Here is a 15422-nt window from a genome sequence, read left to right on the forward strand (position 1 = left end):
TTGAACGACCTCATGAAAACGACAGGAACCCCACAGCTAACTCTTAAGTTGCACTCCCTCACCCTTCGCGTTCGTCAGCGTCAGCGACTTGCGGTCGATCTTGTAGGTCACCTGGCCGCTCAGCACTGCCACCACTGCCTTTTCGACTGACGTCTCATCCGCGCCGCACGCCTTGTCGGTGTGCACCAACGACTCGAACGTGATCGTCTGACCGTCCACCTTGTACGACGCCGATCCGTCGTTGCAGCCGGTGAACACGCTCACGTTGCCGTTCTCGAACTTCAGCGTGGCCGGCACGCGACCGGGGACCGACGACACGGCATCGGCCTGGATGAGGCTTTCGAGCTTCCAGATGCCGCCTTCGAGCTTCGCCGGTGCTTCCGCGGTGAGCACGATCTCGGCACCAGACCCGGTGATCACGAGCGTGCTGCCGTCGAGCTTCCACGCCGGCCCCGCGCTGAGGAGCTTCGACAGCCACTGGTCCTGGGTGTGCAGATCGGGGTTCGGGCAGCCCATGGCGGTCATCCCGAGGTCGGTGACCTGGAGCTTGCCGCCGTCCAGCGTGACCGGGCCCTGCATCTGGTTGCAGCCGGCATGGGCGAGCAGGCGTCCGTCGTCGGTGAATCTCAGCTCCACTCTCGTGCCCTCGACCATGGCACGCGGCTTGCCCTGGTCGGTGACGGACGTGGACGTGAACACTTTTCCCTGCACGTCACTCTCCCCTTGCCCGGCAGACCTGTTGCCGCAGCCGGTGGCGAGCAGGGCGACGGCGATCGCGGCGACGAGAACTCGGTAGCTCATGTGCAGAGGACGGAACATGAGGTCTCCTGGGTTGCCCGAAGGCCGGACACGGGATCGCCGTGTCCGGCCAACAGGATTCGACGTCACGGGGACAGGGACTCCGCGAAGTCGTAGAGGCTCTTGATGTCGTTGTCGAAGTACGGCCCGTCCATCTGGTTCGCGTCGTTGTGCCGGTGACTGACGACGCTGTTGATGTAGCCGAGACCGTTCGCGTCGTTGTACTCCTGCAACCACGGGCCACCGCTCGAGCCGCCGGTCATGTTGCACCAGGCGCGGACCTGCTGGGCGTGGCCGTTCCAGGTCGTGCCCTGGCAGAAGTACTGCAGCTCACCGGTGAACGGCGGACCCGCGGGGTAGCCGAGGATCGTCACCGCCACCGAGTAGCCCCAGTTCCAGCGCAAACCGTTGCCACCCACGACGTTCGCGATCGAGTTGCCGCCGAGGGTCTGCATGATCACGATGCCCATGTCCTCGTCGCTGTTGCTGGAGTTGATCCAGGCCGTGCGAGAGGTGAGCTGGTACGCGCTCCACGTGCCGAACGGCCGCGCGCCGTTGCGGTAGCGGGGCACGAAGACCCAGTTGGACATCCACTGGCCACCGGCACCGCCGTGCACGCAGTGCCCCGCCGTCTGGACCAGTTTTCTCTTGGCGCTGCTGACAGTCGCGGCCGAGCACACGTAGTTCAGGCCGTTGGCCGGATTGGTGAAGAACACCTTGCCGACCGTCTGCGACTCGTTGAGCATCGTCCCGATGCCCTGGGCCTGCTCGGTCTTGACCGGCACCGAGGGTGCGACGCCCTCGATGCTGCCCGCACGCCCCGAGGGCTGGGGTGCGGACTTGGCCTTGACCGTGGCGGGACCTTCGGCCGGGATCGCTGCGGCCATGCGCTCCGGAGTCCAGTACGCCTCCGCTGCGGCAGCCGTCTGGATCTTGTTGTCGGAGGTTCTGGCCAGGCTGGCCGAGCTGCCGTTCGGTGCCGCCTGCGCGGTCGGCACGAAGACAGAAGCGGCCAGCACGAATCCAAACGCTAATGAAACAGTTCTTTTCGTTCTCATTCGAAATACCCCATTAAACGAGGTTAACTTGCGGCGCTGCGAACGTAGCGAGGCCTCTGACCTGGTGTCCAGCGGTGCATTTGAAGTTGCTCTGTTCAGCACAACTTCCATTCCGTGTCCGCCGGAAAAAGGTCCGTCCGGGCCATTTCCTCGTCGAATGTGCAGGATCGGAAAGCGCTATCCAGCCCGTTGATCTTGAAGTTGGGGCTTGACAGGCAGGCGCCGCGTGGCTGTACTTAACCCAACGGTTAGATAACCAAGTGGTTAGGTACGAGATGGACCAGCTGAGCGCCACCTTCGCCGCACTGGCGGACCCGACCCGCCGGGCGATCCTGGCGCGGCTCACCGACGGGCCCGCGACGGTGAAGGAGCTCTCCGAGCCGTTCGACATCAGCGGCCCGGCGATCTCCAAGCACCTGCGCGTGCTGGAGAAGGCAGGCCTGATCACGCGTGGCAGGGAGGCCCAGTGGCGCCCCTGCCAGCTCGACGCGACGCCGTTGCAGGAAGTCGCCGTGTGGGCTGAGAACTACCGCCGCTTCTGGGATGCGAGCTACACGCGCCTGGACGCACTCTTGACCGAGATGAAGGAGAACGAGCAATGACCACCGTCAAGTTCGGCACCACCGTGACCCTGCCCTCCGACACCGAGATCGCGATGTCGCGCACGTTCGACGCGCCCGCTTCGCTGGTGTGGAAGGCGTTCACCTCACCGGAGCTGCTGCGGCGCTGGCTGCTCGGCCCTGACGGCTGGGAGATGCCGATCTGCGAGGTCGACCTGCGCGTGGGCGGCAAGTGGCGCTACGGGTGGGCGCAGCCGGACGGTTCCCAGGCTTTCGAGATGTACGGGGAGTACACCGAGGTCACGCCGTTCACGCGGCTGGTGAACACCGAGCACTTCGAGGACAACCCGCCTGCGGTGACGACCGTGGAGTTCGTCGAGTCCGGCGGCCAGACCACGATGACGACCACGATGCGGCTGGTGTCGCAGGAGGCTCGGGACGCGGTGCTGGCGACCGGGATGTCGGACGGTGCGGGGCGCAGCTACGAGCGGCTGGGTGAGGTGCTGGCGACGCTGTGACACTCGTCGAGGCCGCCCCCGGGACGGCCTCGACGGGCTTCACCTGCCGTATTTGAGATATGCCTTGTCGTAGGCGGTGTCGTACGGCTTGACGCACTCGTCGTGCGCTTTCTGCGCCTTGTCGCCGAGCTCGTAGATGCTCTCCGGGCTGCTCACGCGGAAACCGTTGCCGCGCATGCATTCCACATACGTCTTGAGGGCATGCTGGACGTTCGGGTCGGCCTGGACCTTCGCGACGATCTGGTCGGCCTTGTCCGAGAGGGCCGCCATGTCCTTGCCCCACGCGGTCTTGTAGGTCTCGTTGTAGCAGCCCTGCGTGTTGTCCGTGCCGTACAAGGCATCGCCCCAGGCGTTCTGCCGTTCCTCGCTCAGTTTTGCCAGTACGGCGTCGTTCGGGTCCTCGGGACGTTCGGCGATGGCCGTGTCGAGATCCTTGCCGGACCGTCGCGCCTCCTGGACCGCGAGGTCGACCGGCACCGCGACGACGTACTCGAAACCGTTGCGGTGCATGCAGTCCGCGATGAGCTCCTCGTGCTTGAGCACCTGGCGGCGCACAGGGTCTTCCTGTGCGCCGCAGGCGGTCAGCGCGAGCACCAGGAGTCCTAGTGCCGCTTTGCGGATCACGTGCCGCCACTGCCCCAGACGCTCAGGTAGCCCTTGGTGGGCTGGTAGGACTTGGCGAACTGGTTGTGCAGGAAGGTGCGGTCGGTCTGGTTGATCTTGATGCAGCCGGCCGAGCGGTAGTTGGAGTCGCTCCAGCCGCTGGTGCCCTGCGAGTGGATGAAGAGCTCGGTGCGCATGTTGCCGCAGCGGGTCTTCTTGTTGCCGAGCTCCCAGACCCAGCCGCGCACGACCGCGTTGCCGCCGGTCTTGTTCCAGTGCTTGAAGTAGCTGTTGCTGTCGGAGTCGGTGTTGCTGTAGACGCCGTCGGGCAGCCAGCCGTGGTCGTTCGTGCACTCGTTCTTGGTGCCGTCACCGCTGCCGGCCCGCATCTTGATGCGGTACTCGGTGGTGCCGATGCTCACGTAGGCCACGAGCTGGCTGTTGAGCGGCGAACCGATGTTCTTGATGTAGTTGAACTGCGGTGGTTCGGTGTACTGACCGACCACCTCCTGCGTGTAGGCCTGTGCCGGCAGTGCCGCGCTGAGTGTCAGCGCGATCGCTCCCAGTACCGCCATCGCTTTGATCCGCAAGGTGCCTCCCTCCTCTTGAGTGGCGTCAGCCTCCTCGTTCGTCCGAAACGCCCCTTGCCCGTAGCAAACCCGTACTACCGTGCCGCGCGTGGACGCCTTCCACTCGCTGTTGCGCTTGAGACGGCACGAGGCGTCGGTGAGCCAGCGCGAGCTCGCCGACCGCGCGGGCATGAGCGTCGCCGCCGTCCGCGACCTGGAACAGGGCCGGTCCCGCCGGCCGCACCCGCGGTCCGTGCGGGCGCTGATCAACGCGCTGGGGCTGACCGGTGCGTCGGCCGACGAGTTGCGCGCGGCCGCTTCCCTTGAGCTGCGGCCGGTTGCTGTCGACAGCGCCGTGCGGCTGTCCGTGCTCGGCCCGTTGACGATCCATCGTGGACAGATGGAAACCGGTGTGGGGCGTGGCAAACGGCGGTTGCTGCTCGGCCGGTTGGCGCTGTCGCCCGGTGTTCCCGTTGAGGTTTCGGAGCTTTCCGCCCTGGTCGGGTCGTCGTTGCAGGTGCACATGTCGCGGCTGCGGTCGATGGTGCCGCTGGAGCTGATACCGGGTGGTTATCGGTTGTGCCTGCCTTCGTCGCGCCTCGACCTGGTCTTGTTCCGGGAGCTGATGCGGGACCCTGCGGACCTCGACTCGCTCGGCGAGGCGTTGTCGTTGTGGCGTGGACCGGTCCTGGCCGATGTGGACGAACTGCGTGAGCATCCTTTGGCCACCGCATTGGCTTCCGAACGAATCGACGGGCTGCTGTCCTACGCACTGGGACGGCCTCTGGACGCGTTGCCCTGGCTGCGCGCTTCGGCTGCGGAGAACCCGTTGCACGAGCCGCTGCACGCCCGGTTGATCAGCGTGCTGGCCGCCGCGAACCTGCAGGCTGAGGCCTTCGCCGTGTTCGACTCCGTGCGAAGACGGCTCGCCGACGAGCTCGGCATCTCACCAGGCCCTGAACTGGTAGACGCGCATCGGCGGTTGTTGCGCGCCGAGCCGCCGCGTTCGGTGCCGGCCCAGCTGCCGTTGCGGCTGGCTTCGTTCGTGGCGCGGGAAGCTTCGTTGTCCTCGTTCTCCGGTCCGCTCGTGGTGGTGTCCGGCGTTGCGGGCGTGGGCAAGACGACCTTGGCGGTGGAGTGGGCGCACCGGATGCGTGCTCGTTTCCCCGACGGGCAGCTGTACGTGAACCTGCGCGGCTTCGATCCGCTCGGGCCCATGACTGCTCTGGAGGCGCTGCACGGCTTTCTGGACGCGCTGGGCGTGCCCGCGTCGTCCATTCCCTCTGGTCTTGCGGCTCGTTCGGCGCGTTTCCGCAGTCTGCTGGCGGACCAGCGGGTGTTGATCGTGCTGGACAACGCTCGCGATGCCGAACACGTTCGTCCGTTGCTGCCCGGATCTTCTTCCTGCCAGGTCGTGGTCACCAGTCGTGTCGCCTTGACCGGGCTCGTTGCCGTCGAGGGTGCCGTGCCGGTGGCTCTGGACGTGTTGTCGTCGGTTGAGGCCGATCTGCTGCTCGATGGTCGTGGGGTTTCGGTTGGTTCCCGGCCCGGCATCGTTTCGGTGTGCGCCGGCCTGCCGCTTGCCCTGGCGATCGCCGCGGCTCGTTCCGACGCCGTTTGCTCGGGCCTGGATTCCTTGTCCGACAACGACCCTCGTGCTGACGTCCGCTCGGTCTTCTCGTGGTCTTTGGGCGCGTTGTCGGCGGATGCTCGTCGATTGTTCGGCCTGCTGGGCCTGCATCCCGGCCCGGACTTCGCCGCGCCGGCCGCAGCCGCTTTGGCGGGTTCGGATGTTCTCGCGGTGCTGGACGAACTGGTCGAGGCCTCGTTGCTGTTTCTCTCCGGGCCTGGCCGGTACGCGATGCACGACCTGGTGCGCGAGTACGCGTCCGAACTTCCTTCCGATGGTGGCTTCCGCTTGCTGGACCACTACCTGCACACCGCTCGGGACGCCGCGATGTTGTTGCAGCCCAACCGAGGCCCGTTCTCCTTGGGCTCACCTTCCGCCCCTCCTGTCGCCCTGTCCTCGGTCCGCCAGGCCTGGTCGTGGTTCGACGCCGAACGCCAAGTTCTGGTAGCCCTGGCACTGTCGTCCACTTCGGACATTCACGTGTGGCAGCTGGCGCGCGCTCTGGCGTCGTTCTTCAACTATCGCGGCCTGTGGGACGAGGCGATCCGGTTGCACACCGCGGCCCTGGAAGCCGGTGTGCGCATGGATTCTTCGTCGATGCAGGCAATGGCGCACCGTTCTCTCGCCGGCGTCTACGGCTACATGGACAGTTCATTGGCCGACTACCACTACGAACGTGCGATCTCGATGTTCTCCTCACTGGGCGACGAGATTTCCGAGGGGCACGCTCGGATGAACCTGGCGTGGCTGCTGTCGCGGCGCGGCAAGGACACTGACTCACTGACCCAGTACGAGCGGGCTTTGACGCTGTACCGCTTGTGCGGCAACGAATACGCCGAGGCGCGCGCCCTGAACGCCCTCGGCGAGAAGCTGGCCACCATGGACCGCGCTGCCGAGGCCGTGCCGTTCTGTTCGGCGGCGCTGGAGGTGATGGAGCGCCTCGGCGACACCCAGGGCATCGCCATCGTGCTCGACAGCCTCGGCTACGCCCACCACCGCCTGGGTTCGTTTGCTGAGGCTGTCTCGTTGTACGAGCGAGCTCTGCCGTTGCGTGAAGAAGGCGGCGACCGCCACTCGATCGCGACGCTGCACGACCGCCTCGGCGACGCTCTGGCCGCATTGGGCTCGTTGGCTTCTGCCCGCTCATCTTGGCGCCGAGCCTTGGAAATCCTGGAGGGCGTGCGACACCAGGACGCTCTTGAAGTACGTGCAAAGCTGGACGGAGCGTAGTCACCTTTTGTGACCACGGTTCCCCCGGTAGAGGTCCCTGCTCGCGGTTACGTTCAGGCTCATGGGACGTTTCCTCGCAGCTCTGGCTCTGATGGTGGGCTTCGTCGTGTTCTCCGCCCCACTCGCCCAAGCCTCCGACGGCACACACTGGCTCGTGGCCCCGTGCCCGCCCGGCTCGAAGGCGCTGTGGCTACCGCGCGTCGACAAGTTCGGCACCGATCTGAGCTGTACGACCGAGGAGGCCCGCGGCAAGGCGGTGAAGGAGGCCGTGGACAGCGGCAGCCCGACCCGGATGATGAACGTCGCCATCGCGTTCGCCCAGCAGCTCTCGGACAAGGCGCTCACCCCGGAGTCGCCGTGCGTGTTGGGGGCCAAGGGGGCGATCGGCGAGGCGTTCGGCACCTGCGTGGCCGCCTGACGTTCCCGCTAAGGACCGATGGGCAGCTGAAGAAGGCGCTCGCGCACACCGGAACCGGTGCGAGCGCTTTCCTCGGCGAGAAGGCAGAGCGCGGCACCGAGCGGTACCGACATGCGGGCACGGTGCTCGGTCGGCAGCATCTCCGCGGGCTTCGCCGGGTCCCACCGCGAGACCGGCTGGGCGAACCGCAGGGAGTCCGCCCGAGCGGTGTAGGCCTTCTCGGTCTGGCTGATCCGCTTCTGCCGCACCGCGTGCGAGTCGATGTTCAGGAACGTGACGCACAGCAGCTCCCCGCGGCCCGCCATGTCCAGCCACCGCCCGAACCCCAGCAGGTACGACTGGACCATCTCGCTCGGCCGGATACCGGTCTCCTCGGTGAGCTCCCTGGTCGCGGCGTTGATCGCGAGCTGGGCCAGCGGCAAACGCTGCTCGCCCCTGAAGTCCTTCGGCTCCGCGCCACCGGAACCACTCGGAGCCAGCAGTTTCGGGCTTGAGATGTTGGCCTCGGACTGCATCGTGCCGACCAGCCTGCCATCGCTCGTGATCGCCACTGTCGACGCGCCGATGAGGTTGAAGAGCCAGCTGTCGCGGAAGTCGCGAAGAACACCGTCCCGGCGGACGAACAGCGCCCGGCCGAACTCGGGAAGGATTCTGCGGTCCACCTCGACGTCCTTTGTGGACATCTCATCGGACTGCACGAACCGGAAGTGGTCACCTTCGACGACCTCGACGTCCCCGCTGGCCCACGCCTGCCCGGTGAAGTTGGTGTTCCAGCCGAGGCACGGACCGTTGAACCTGTGCGAGTGGTTCGCCAGCACGTACTTGAGGAACTTGGTCGCGTGAGGCTGCAACTGGGGCGGGACGACGTAGGGAAGGTCAGCCATCCGCACGTGCTGCTCCGGCGACCGCATCCGCTCGCTGGTGCGCCGATCGTGGACGAACGTGCCCGTCCTCATCACGAGCACCCGGAAGCCGTCGGCACCCGCGAGCCGCTGGACCACGTCTTCGAAATCGTCGTTCGACCTCGGCAGGAACTCGGTCTTCCTGGCCTCACGCACGTTCTTGTGCACCTCCAGCGCGATCAGCAGCACGGAGAACGCCGCTTCCACCCAGAGGACGCCGGCCGGGATGACCATGAACATCGACGCGACGCCGACGACCACCACGGCCAGACCGAGGAACGTCCAGCGATATTCCTTGGCAAAGCGGAATGCCCGGTGAGACGCAGTGCGGGCTGAGCGCATCGTGGTGACCACGCGAGGTCATCGCGTGGCCACCAGTCGATGTTACCCAGCTCACAAACGAGCGATCGTCAGCCGTTGAGGACGGCGCGCGACATGACGACGCGCTGGACCTGGTTCGTGCCCTCGTAGATCTGCGTGATCTTGGCGTCGCGCATCATCCGCTCGACCGGGAAGTCACGCGTGTAGCCCGCGCCACCGAACAGCTGCACCGCGTCGGTGGTGACCTCCATGGCCACGTCCGAGGCGAAGCACTTGGCGGCGGCGGTGATGAAGCCGATGTTCGGCTCGCCGCGCTCGGCCTTGGCGGCGGCGACGTAGACCATGTGGCGGGCGGCCTCGATCTTCATGGCCATGTCGGCGAGCATGAACTGGACGCCCTGGAAGTCCGAAATGGACTTGCCGAACTGCTTGCGGTCCTTGACGTACGCGACGGCGGCTTCCAACGCACCCTGCGCGATGCCCACGGCCTGCGCGCCGATCGTCGGACGCGTGTGGTCCAGCGTCTTCAAAGCCGTCTTCAGGCCCGTGCCCGGCTCACCGATGATCCGGGAAGCGGGGATGGTGCAGTTCTCGAAGTAGATCTCGCGGGTCGGCGAGCCCTTGATGCCGAGCTTGCGCTCCTTGGGGCCGACGGAGAAGCCCGGGTCGTCCTTGTGCACGACGAACGCGGAGATGCCCTGGGACTTCTTGGGCGCCTTGGGGTCCGTCACGGCCATGACCGTGTACCAGGTGGACTCGCCGGCGTTCGTGATCCAGCACTTGGTGCCGTTGAGCACCCAGTGGTCGCCGTCCAGCAGGGCACGCGTGCGCATCGAGGCCGTGTCGGAGCCTGCCTCGCGCTCGGACAACGCGTAGGAAGCCATGGCCTCGCCCGAGGCGATGGACGGCATGACGAGCTGCTTGAGCTCGTCGGAGGCCGACAGCAGGATCGGCATCGTGCCGAGCTTGTTGACGGCGGGGATCAACGACGAAGAGGCGCAGACGCGGGCCACTTCCTCGATGACGATGCAGGTGGCGACCGAGTCCGCGCCCTGGCCGTCGTACGACTCGGGGACGTGGACGGCCGCGAAGCCCGCCTTGACCAGGGCGTTGTGGGCCTCTACCGGGAAGCGCTCGTTCTCGTCGACCTCGGCCGCGAACGGCTTGATCTCCTTCTCGGCGAGCGAGCGGACGGCCTCTCGCAGCGCCTCGTGCTCCTCGGCGAGCTGGTAGGTGCCGAAGCTCGGGTTCACCTTTGTTACCTCCCGGTAGCGAGTACTCGGCACGATGTTAGCGCCCGTTCACTACGGACGCTGGTGTGCTGTTGAGCACTCAGAGGGACTTCTGCAGCGCCGCGTCCTTGTCTAGTACGAGCTGCTCGAGTTCCGCCTGGAAACGAGCCATGCGCTCCTGCAACTCCACATCCGAAGAAGCGAGCATCCGAACGGCCAGCAGACCCGCGTTGCGAGCGCCACCAACGGACACGGTCGCCACCGGAACGCCCGCGGGCATCTGCACGATCGAGAGCAGGGAGTCCATGCCGTCGAGGTACTTCAGCGGCACGGGCACGCCGATGACCGGGAGCACGGTGGCGGAGGCGACCATGCCAGGAAGGTGAGCAGCGCCACCCGCACCGGCGATGATCACCTTCAGACCACGTGAAGCAGCCGAGGTCGCGTAGTCGAGCATGCGCTGCGGGGTGCGGTGCGCGGAGACGACGCTCACCTCGAACGAGACGTCGAACTCGGCGAGCGCCTCGGTGGCCGCCTTCATCACCGGCCAGTCCGAGTCGCTGCCCATGATCACGCCAACCTGCGTCACTCCGCACTCCCGTGAATGTCGTATCCGTCAGACCAAACGCCGGTGGACAACCAGTCCGCCGCCAAGCGAGCGCGCGAACGCACCGAAGCCATGTCGTTGCCGAGGAACGTCACGTGCCCGATCTTGCGGCCCGGCCGTTCCTCTTTGCCGTAGAGGTGCACGTGCGCGTCGGGGAAGCGCGCGAAGAGGTGGTGCACGCGCTCGTCAGGGCCCATCGCCGGAACATCAGACGCGCCCAGCACGTTCGCCATCACCACGGCGGGCGCCATCAGGTCCGTGCGGCCCAGCGGGTAGTCCAGCACAGCCCTCAAATGCTGTTCGAACTGCGAGGTGCGCGCGCCCTCGATCGACCAGTGGCCGGAGTTGTGCGGGCGCATCGCGAGCTCGTTCACCACGACCCCGTCAGCCGTCTCGAACAGCTCGACGGCCAGGACACCCACTACGCCCAGCGCGTCGGCGACCTTCAGCGCCAGCTCCTGGGCGGCAGCGCCGTCCAGAGCGGGAGCAGGGGCCAGCACCTCGACGCAGATGCCGTCCGACTGCACCGTCTCGACGACCGGCCACGCGGCGCCCTGCCCGAACGGTGAGCGCGCGACCACGGCCGCCAGCTCGCGGCGCATCGGCACGCACTGCTCGACCATCAGCGGCGTCCCGGCCTCCAGCAGCTCGGGGACGACCAGCTCAGCGCTGTGCGGCTGGTTCAGCATCCACACGCCACGGCCGTCGTAGCCGCCGCGAATCGCCTTCAACACGCACGGCCAGCCGTGGGCCGCGCCGAACTTCATGACGTCGCGAACCTCGTGGACCTCGGCGAACGGCGGCACCGGCAGGCCCAGCTCGGCCAGCCGCACCCGCATCTTGAGCTTGTCCTGCGCGTACTGCAGCGCGTCCGGACCCGGATGCACCTTCACGCCCTCGGCGACCAGCGTGCGCAGGTGCTCGGAAGGCACGTGCTCGTGGTCGAACGTGACGACTTCGCAGCCCTTGGCGAACGCGCGCAACGCGTCCAGGTCGGTGTGCGTGCCGAGCACCACGTCCCGCGCGACCAGAGCGGCGGGGTCGTTCTCGGAGACGGCGAGCACGCGAAGCGACTGGCCGAGCGGGATCGCGGCCTGGTGCGTCATGCGGGCGAGCTGCCCGCCGCCGATCATGCCGACGACGGGGAGACGGGTACGGGAGTCCACGGTTCAGGCATCCTACCTGCGGCTTCTTCCGCGCTCACCAGCAGAGCCAGCCGTCGCGCGGTGACGCTGCCCACGGGCGCGGTGTGGATCACCAGCCGCTGGTCGTGCTCGGGCGCGCCGAGCACCTCGCAGTCGAACTCCAGCAGGCCGGCAACGGGGTGCCGGATCCGCTTGCGGTCCGACCGGCGCACCGCCACGTCGTGCTCCGCCCACAGCCGCGCGAACAGCGGGCTCGCCATCAGCTCGTCGACCAACGGCTGCGCGGCCGGGCGCCGGGCGATCGTGGCTCTCAAATCAGCAACATGTGCGCGGGCGGTGTCCTCTCGATCTTCCTCCGGAATCCGGTCGGACTCGGTCAGGAAGAACGCCCTCAGCAGGTTCAGGCCGGGACGCAGGCTCGGGTGCACCAGAGAGGCGCGCGGAGTCCACGCGAGCACGTCGCCGAGGTCGGTCATCACGAACGCGATGTCGTCGCGCAGCCGGTCGAGGAGCAGCTGGACGCCGGGCCGCACGTCACGCGACGCGGGCTCCTCCGGCACCGCTTCGCCGGCCAGACGGAACAGGTGCGCGCGCTCGTCGGCGTTGAGCTCCAACGCGCGTGCGATGCAGTGCAGCACCGACACGGACGGATGCGGTCCACGGGCCTGTTCGAGGCGTGTGTAGTAGTCGATCGACACGCCCGCCGCGGCCGCGATCTCCTCCCGGCGACGGCCAGGAGTGCGGCGCCGCCCGTCCCCGATCGGCGCCATCCGCTCGCGGCGGCTGCGCAGGAAGCCCGCCAGTTCACGCATGCCTCCACCGTAACCAGGTATCGATCGTCCCTGGCTGCGTCACCAGGACCAGAACACGCTGGGACACATGAAGATCGCGATGACGGGGTCGACCGGACGGGTCGGCAGCAGGCTTCTTCCCAGGTTGCAGGAGCAAGGTCACGACGTGCGCACGCTGAAACACCGGCTCGCGGACACCGAGGCGGTCGAGGAGCTCGTGACCGACGTGGACGCCGTGGTGCACGTTGCCGCCGCCCTCCGCACGAGCACCGACCACGAGGCCGTGAACGTGCACGGCACGCGAGCACTCGCCGAGGCCAGCGCGAAGGTGCCGTTGTTCATCCACATCAGCACGACGCTGGTCTACCCAGGCGGTCTGGGCAGGCCCGCGACCGAGGACGACCCGGCGAACCCCGGCCCGGAGTTCGGCGAGTACGCCCGCACCAAGGCGCTCGGCGAGCGGGCGGTGCTGGACACCAGGGAGGCCACGGTCCTGCGGCTGGCCTTCGTCTACGGCGACGGCGACCCGCACCTGGAGGAAGCGATGCGCTGGGCCTCGAACTGGCCCGGCCACCAGCGGCTGCACCTCGTGCACCACGCCGATGTCGCGCAGGCGATCGGGAAGGTCCTCGACACCGGTGCGGGCGGGATCTTCAACGTCGCGGACGACAGCCCTGCCACGGCCGTCGAGCTGCACCTGCTGAACGGCCTCACCCCCAGTGAGACCGTTCAGCAGGAGTTCGACCCGTGGCACGGGATCGCGTCGACGAACCGCGCTCAGAAGGAGCTCGGCTTCCGGCCGCGCTACCCCTCTGCCTGGGCCGCGGCGACGGCCGGCGTGCTCTGAACCGGCTCGGTGACGGAGGAGATGCGGCGGTGGGACCGGGACGGCTTCCACCCGCCGCCGCGTCGCAGCAACCGGAACGTCAGGTAGAACAGCACGCCGGTGAGCAGCGCGAACACGCCGAACTCGATGAACCGGAACGCCGTGATCCGCTCAACCGGCTGGTAGTCGACGTAGGTGCCGACCGCACTGCCCGTGTTGCGCATGCAGGTGTTCAGGTTCACGTGCTTCTCGCACGCGTCCGACACCGACACCGGACTCAGGTCCTTGCCGACGAAGCCGCCGCCGAGCTCCAGAGCGCCCCTGGGGATGTCCGGGGTGTTCTCCCAGCGGGAGATCACGCGGGCCACCGGCAGGTAGTGGTCGCGCAGAAGCACCGACAGCAGCATGCGGGAGAACGTGTAGACGACCAGCGTCGCCGCGATCGCCGCCACCACATGCCTGGTGAGCAAACCGATGAACACGCCCAGAGCGAGCCCGAACAGCGCGTAACCCATCTGCACGACCGGGTGCGATTCGAAGGCGGACCACGCCAGCTGCGAACCCACGTGGCCGTCACCGAGCCCGACGACCACGCCGAGTACAGCCGCCAGCACGCCGAGCACGATCGCCTTGCCGCGCAACCAGTCCACCGGCGTGACGTCCTGGCCCCACGCCACGAAGTAGGTGCGTTCCTCCAGCTCGCGGGAGATCAGCGGAGCGCCCCAGAACACGCCGATCATGCCGCCGAAGATCAGCTGCACCATCAGGCCGTAGAAGCCGGCCATGGGCATCGAGTCATACCCCGCCGCGGCCCACGCCTCCGCCCGGAGCAGCGCGTAGGCGGCGAACAGGGCGAGCAGTGCGGCGCCGGCGATCGACCAGCGGTGCTGACGCCAGGTCAGCCAGAGAAATGCGCTCATGCCGCACGCTCCAGGTGGGCCACGACCAGCTCCTCCAGCGTCACGTACCGGGCGGTCCAGGGCTCGTCGATCTGCGTGCCGCCGGAGCGCACGAGGTACTGCGACTGCGACTTGCTGTGCTTCGCGAGCACCACGGGCCCCTCCACGGGTGAGGTCTCCTCGCGCGGACCCGTGTAGAGAACGTGCTGTTCGAGCAGCTCGTCCGTCTCTCCGTCCACGAGCAGGCGGCCGTCTCCGAGCAGCAGCAACCTGTCCGCCACACCGCCGATCTCCGCGACGACGTGCGTCGAGAAGATCAGCGTCATGCCGTTGTCCGTGACCTCGGTCAGCAGCTCCCGCATGACCTTGCGGCGGGCGAGCGGGTCGAGTTCGGACAGCGGCTCGTCGAGCATCAGCACGTCCGGCTTGGCACCCAGGGCCAGCGCCAGCGTCACGTGCGTGCGCTGGCCACCGGACAGGTCGCCGATCTGCAGCCTGCGCGGGACCTTGAACCGGGTGAGCCACCCGTCGGCGCGCTCGTTGTCCCAGACGGCGTTCATGCGGCGGCCGAACTGCAGGACGTCGGCCACCTTGAAGTTCCGGTACATCGGCTTGTGCTGCGGCACGTACGCCACGCGGCCCGCGATCGACGCGTGCCCGTTCTCCGGCGGCAGGTGCCCGGCCAGCACGTTCAGCAACGTCGACTTGCCGGAGCCGTTGGCTCCGACGAGTGCCGTGACGCTGCCCGGCGGCAGCTCGAAGGAGACGTCCCGCACCGCCCACTTCGACACTTCGGCCGCGACCACGCTCATTGCTCTCCCCCACTCAGCACCTCGCGCAACAGCGCGTAGATGTCCTCGTCCTCCAACCCGGCGGAGCGTGCCTCCGCGACCCATGCGGCGAGTGTGGTGCGCAACGGGCCGAGGTCCTCGGGGGCGGCGGACCCCAGGGACGCCTTGACGAAGGTGCCGGAGCCCTGACGGGCCTCGACGAGGCCGGCGAGCTCGAGCTCGCGGTAGGCCTTGAGCACGGTGTTCGCGTTCACGCCGCTGGTGGCGACGACATCGCGGACCGTCGGCAGCCGATCACCCGGCTGCAGCCAGCCGAGCCTCATGGCCTCCCTGACCTGCCGCCCCAGCTGCAGGTACGCGGGAAGACCGCTGCCACGGTCGACGTGGAACTCGACCACACACGCTCCCCAGATTGTTCTATTGAACTAAGACAATAGAACACTTGTCCGCAGCTGAAAAGTCACGCGGGGGGGGGCCCCGTCCGGGTGGGGGTTTCGGGGGGCCCCCCCGGCGCCCGGGGGCCC

The 15422-nt window shown here is 67.5% G+C and carries 17 protein-coding genes; 5 read left to right on the top strand and 12 right to left on the bottom strand.

Annotated features, from left to right (window positions below; all coding sequences use genetic code 11):
- Window positions 1-36 precede the first annotated feature (36 nt).
- The gene (locus ABZX92_RS22810) at window positions 37-819 is read right to left on the bottom strand and encodes an META domain-containing protein (RefSeq protein ID WP_355562699.1); all 783 of its coding nucleotides are present in this window, start codon (window positions 817-819) and stop codon (window positions 37-39) included.
- A 65-nt stretch (window positions 820-884) separates the two neighbouring features.
- Window positions 885-1817 carry a hypothetical protein gene (locus tag ABZX92_RS22815; RefSeq protein WP_355562701.1) on the bottom strand — a complete coding sequence of 311 codons (933 nt, stop codon included), beginning with the start codon at window positions 1815-1817 and terminating at the stop codon, window positions 885-887.
- Window positions 1818-2131: 314 nt separating this feature from the next.
- On the opposite strand from ABZX92_RS22815, the gene ABZX92_RS22820 reads away from it, so the two are divergent.
- Entirely contained in the window at window positions 2132-2458 is a 327-nt protein-coding gene (locus tag ABZX92_RS22820) for a metalloregulator ArsR/SmtB family transcription factor (protein WP_355562749.1), read from the top strand.
- Window positions 2455-2934: an SRPBCC family protein gene (locus tag ABZX92_RS22825; RefSeq protein WP_355562704.1), complete on the top strand. Its 480-nt coding sequence runs from the start codon at window positions 2455-2457 to the stop codon at window positions 2932-2934. The genes ABZX92_RS22820 and ABZX92_RS22825 overlap by 4 nt, the downstream gene beginning before the upstream one ends.
- 39 nt (window positions 2935-2973) lie before the next feature.
- Here ABZX92_RS22825 and ABZX92_RS22830 read toward each other — a convergent pair whose 3' ends face one another.
- Together ABZX92_RS22830 and ABZX92_RS22835 are read right to left on the bottom strand one after the other, a co-directional pair.
- Window positions 2974-3558, bottom strand: coding sequence for a hypothetical protein (locus tag ABZX92_RS22830; protein WP_355562706.1), 585 nt, complete (start codon window positions 3556-3558; stop codon window positions 2974-2976).
- Complete coding sequence (locus ABZX92_RS22835; protein WP_355562709.1) at window positions 3555-4127, bottom strand: hypothetical protein; 573 nt, start codon at window positions 4125-4127, stop codon at window positions 3555-3557. Before ABZX92_RS22835 ends, ABZX92_RS22830 begins: the two co-directional genes overlap by 4 nt.
- An 88-nt stretch (window positions 4128-4215) precedes the next feature.
- Between ABZX92_RS22835 and ABZX92_RS22840 the strand changes: the two genes are divergently transcribed.
- Together ABZX92_RS22840 and ABZX92_RS22845 are read left to right on the top strand one after the other, a co-directional pair.
- Window positions 4216-6966 carry a tetratricopeptide repeat protein gene (locus ABZX92_RS22840; protein WP_355562711.1) on the top strand — a complete coding sequence of 917 codons (2751 nt, stop codon included), beginning with the start codon at window positions 4216-4218 and terminating at the stop codon, window positions 6964-6966.
- A gap of 61 nt (window positions 6967-7027) precedes the next feature.
- Window positions 7028-7384, top strand: a complete 357-nt coding sequence (locus ABZX92_RS22845; RefSeq protein WP_355562714.1) for a hypothetical protein — start codon at window positions 7028-7030, stop codon at window positions 7382-7384.
- An 8-nt stretch (window positions 7385-7392) separates the two neighbouring features.
- Here ABZX92_RS22845 and ABZX92_RS22850 read toward each other — a convergent pair whose 3' ends face one another.
- From ABZX92_RS22850 to ABZX92_RS22870, 5 genes are all read right to left on the bottom strand, one after another.
- Entirely contained in the window at window positions 7393-8628 is a 1236-nt protein-coding gene (locus tag ABZX92_RS22850) for a hypothetical protein (RefSeq protein ID WP_355562717.1), read from the bottom strand.
- Between the two features lie 68 nt (window positions 8629-8696).
- On the bottom strand, window positions 8697-9860 hold the full coding sequence (locus ABZX92_RS22855) for an acyl-CoA dehydrogenase (RefSeq protein WP_355562720.1): 1164 nt from the start codon (window positions 9858-9860) through the stop codon (window positions 8697-8699).
- A 79-nt stretch (window positions 9861-9939) separates the two neighbouring features.
- Window positions 9940-10428, bottom strand: a complete 489-nt coding sequence (gene purE / locus ABZX92_RS22860; RefSeq protein ID WP_355562722.1) for a 5-(carboxyamino)imidazole ribonucleotide mutase — start codon at window positions 10426-10428, stop codon at window positions 9940-9942.
- Entirely contained in the window at window positions 10425-11612 is a 1188-nt protein-coding gene (locus ABZX92_RS22865; protein WP_355562725.1) for a 5-(carboxyamino)imidazole ribonucleotide synthase, read from the bottom strand. Before ABZX92_RS22865 ends, purE begins: the two co-directional genes overlap by 4 nt.
- Window positions 11576-12403, bottom strand: coding sequence for a helix-turn-helix transcriptional regulator (locus ABZX92_RS22870; protein ID WP_355562728.1), 828 nt, complete (start codon window positions 12401-12403; stop codon window positions 11576-11578). Before ABZX92_RS22870 ends, ABZX92_RS22865 begins: the two co-directional genes overlap by 37 nt.
- A gap of 67 nt (window positions 12404-12470) precedes the next feature.
- Between ABZX92_RS22870 and ABZX92_RS22875 the strand changes: the two genes are divergently transcribed.
- Entirely contained in the window at window positions 12471-13229 is a 759-nt protein-coding gene (locus ABZX92_RS22875; RefSeq protein ID WP_355562731.1) for an NAD(P)-dependent oxidoreductase, read from the top strand.
- Here the strand turns inward: ABZX92_RS22875 and ABZX92_RS22880 are convergent.
- From ABZX92_RS22880 to ABZX92_RS22890, 3 genes are read right to left on the bottom strand one after another with little or no spacing between them, the layout of a single operon-like run.
- Window positions 13187-14128: a hypothetical protein gene (locus ABZX92_RS22880; RefSeq protein WP_355562733.1), complete on the bottom strand. Its 942-nt coding sequence runs from the start codon at window positions 14126-14128 to the stop codon at window positions 13187-13189. The two genes, ABZX92_RS22875 and ABZX92_RS22880, sit on opposite strands and share 43 nt — an antisense overlap.
- On the bottom strand, window positions 14125-14919 hold the full coding sequence (locus ABZX92_RS22885; RefSeq protein WP_355562736.1) for an ABC transporter ATP-binding protein: 795 nt from the start codon (window positions 14917-14919) through the stop codon (window positions 14125-14127). Before ABZX92_RS22885 ends, ABZX92_RS22880 begins: the two co-directional genes overlap by 4 nt.
- Window positions 14916-15296 carry a GntR family transcriptional regulator gene (locus tag ABZX92_RS22890; protein ID WP_355562739.1) on the bottom strand — a complete coding sequence of 127 codons (381 nt, stop codon included), beginning with the start codon at window positions 15294-15296 and terminating at the stop codon, window positions 14916-14918. The genes ABZX92_RS22885 and ABZX92_RS22890 overlap by 4 nt, the downstream gene beginning before the upstream one ends.
- Window positions 15297-15422: the final 126 nt, after the last annotated feature.

Source organism: Lentzea sp. NPDC006480 (assembly GCF_040611995.1).
Classification (GTDB): domain Bacteria; phylum Actinomycetota; class Actinomycetes; order Mycobacteriales; family Pseudonocardiaceae; genus Lentzea.

Coding starts and splice junctions, on each gene's coding strand:
- ABZX92_RS22875 (WP_355562731.1), top strand. CDS start 12,471: ATGAAGATCGCGATGACGGGGTCGACCGGACGGGTCGGCAGCAGGCTT.
- ABZX92_RS22810 (WP_355562699.1), bottom strand. CDS start 819: ATGTTCCGTCCTCTGCACATGAGCTACCGAGTTCTCGTCGCCGCGATC.
- ABZX92_RS22880 (WP_355562733.1), bottom strand. CDS start 14,128: ATGAGCGCATTTCTCTGGCTGACCTGGCGTCAGCACCGCTGGTCGATC.
- ABZX92_RS22885 (WP_355562736.1), bottom strand. CDS start 14,919: ATGAGCGTGGTCGCGGCCGAAGTGTCGAAGTGGGCGGTGCGGGACGTC.
- ABZX92_RS22870 (WP_355562728.1), bottom strand. CDS start 12,403: ATGCGTGAACTGGCGGGCTTCCTGCGCAGCCGCCGCGAGCGGATGGCG.
- ABZX92_RS22825 (WP_355562704.1), top strand. CDS start 2,455: ATGACCACCGTCAAGTTCGGCACCACCGTGACCCTGCCCTCCGACACC.
- ABZX92_RS22850 (WP_355562717.1), bottom strand. CDS start 8,628: ATGCGCTCAGCCCGCACTGCGTCTCACCGGGCATTCCGCTTTGCCAAG.
- ABZX92_RS22845 (WP_355562714.1), top strand. CDS start 7,028: ATGGGACGTTTCCTCGCAGCTCTGGCTCTGATGGTGGGCTTCGTCGTG.
- ABZX92_RS22820 (WP_355562749.1), top strand. CDS start 2,132: ATGGACCAGCTGAGCGCCACCTTCGCCGCACTGGCGGACCCGACCCGC.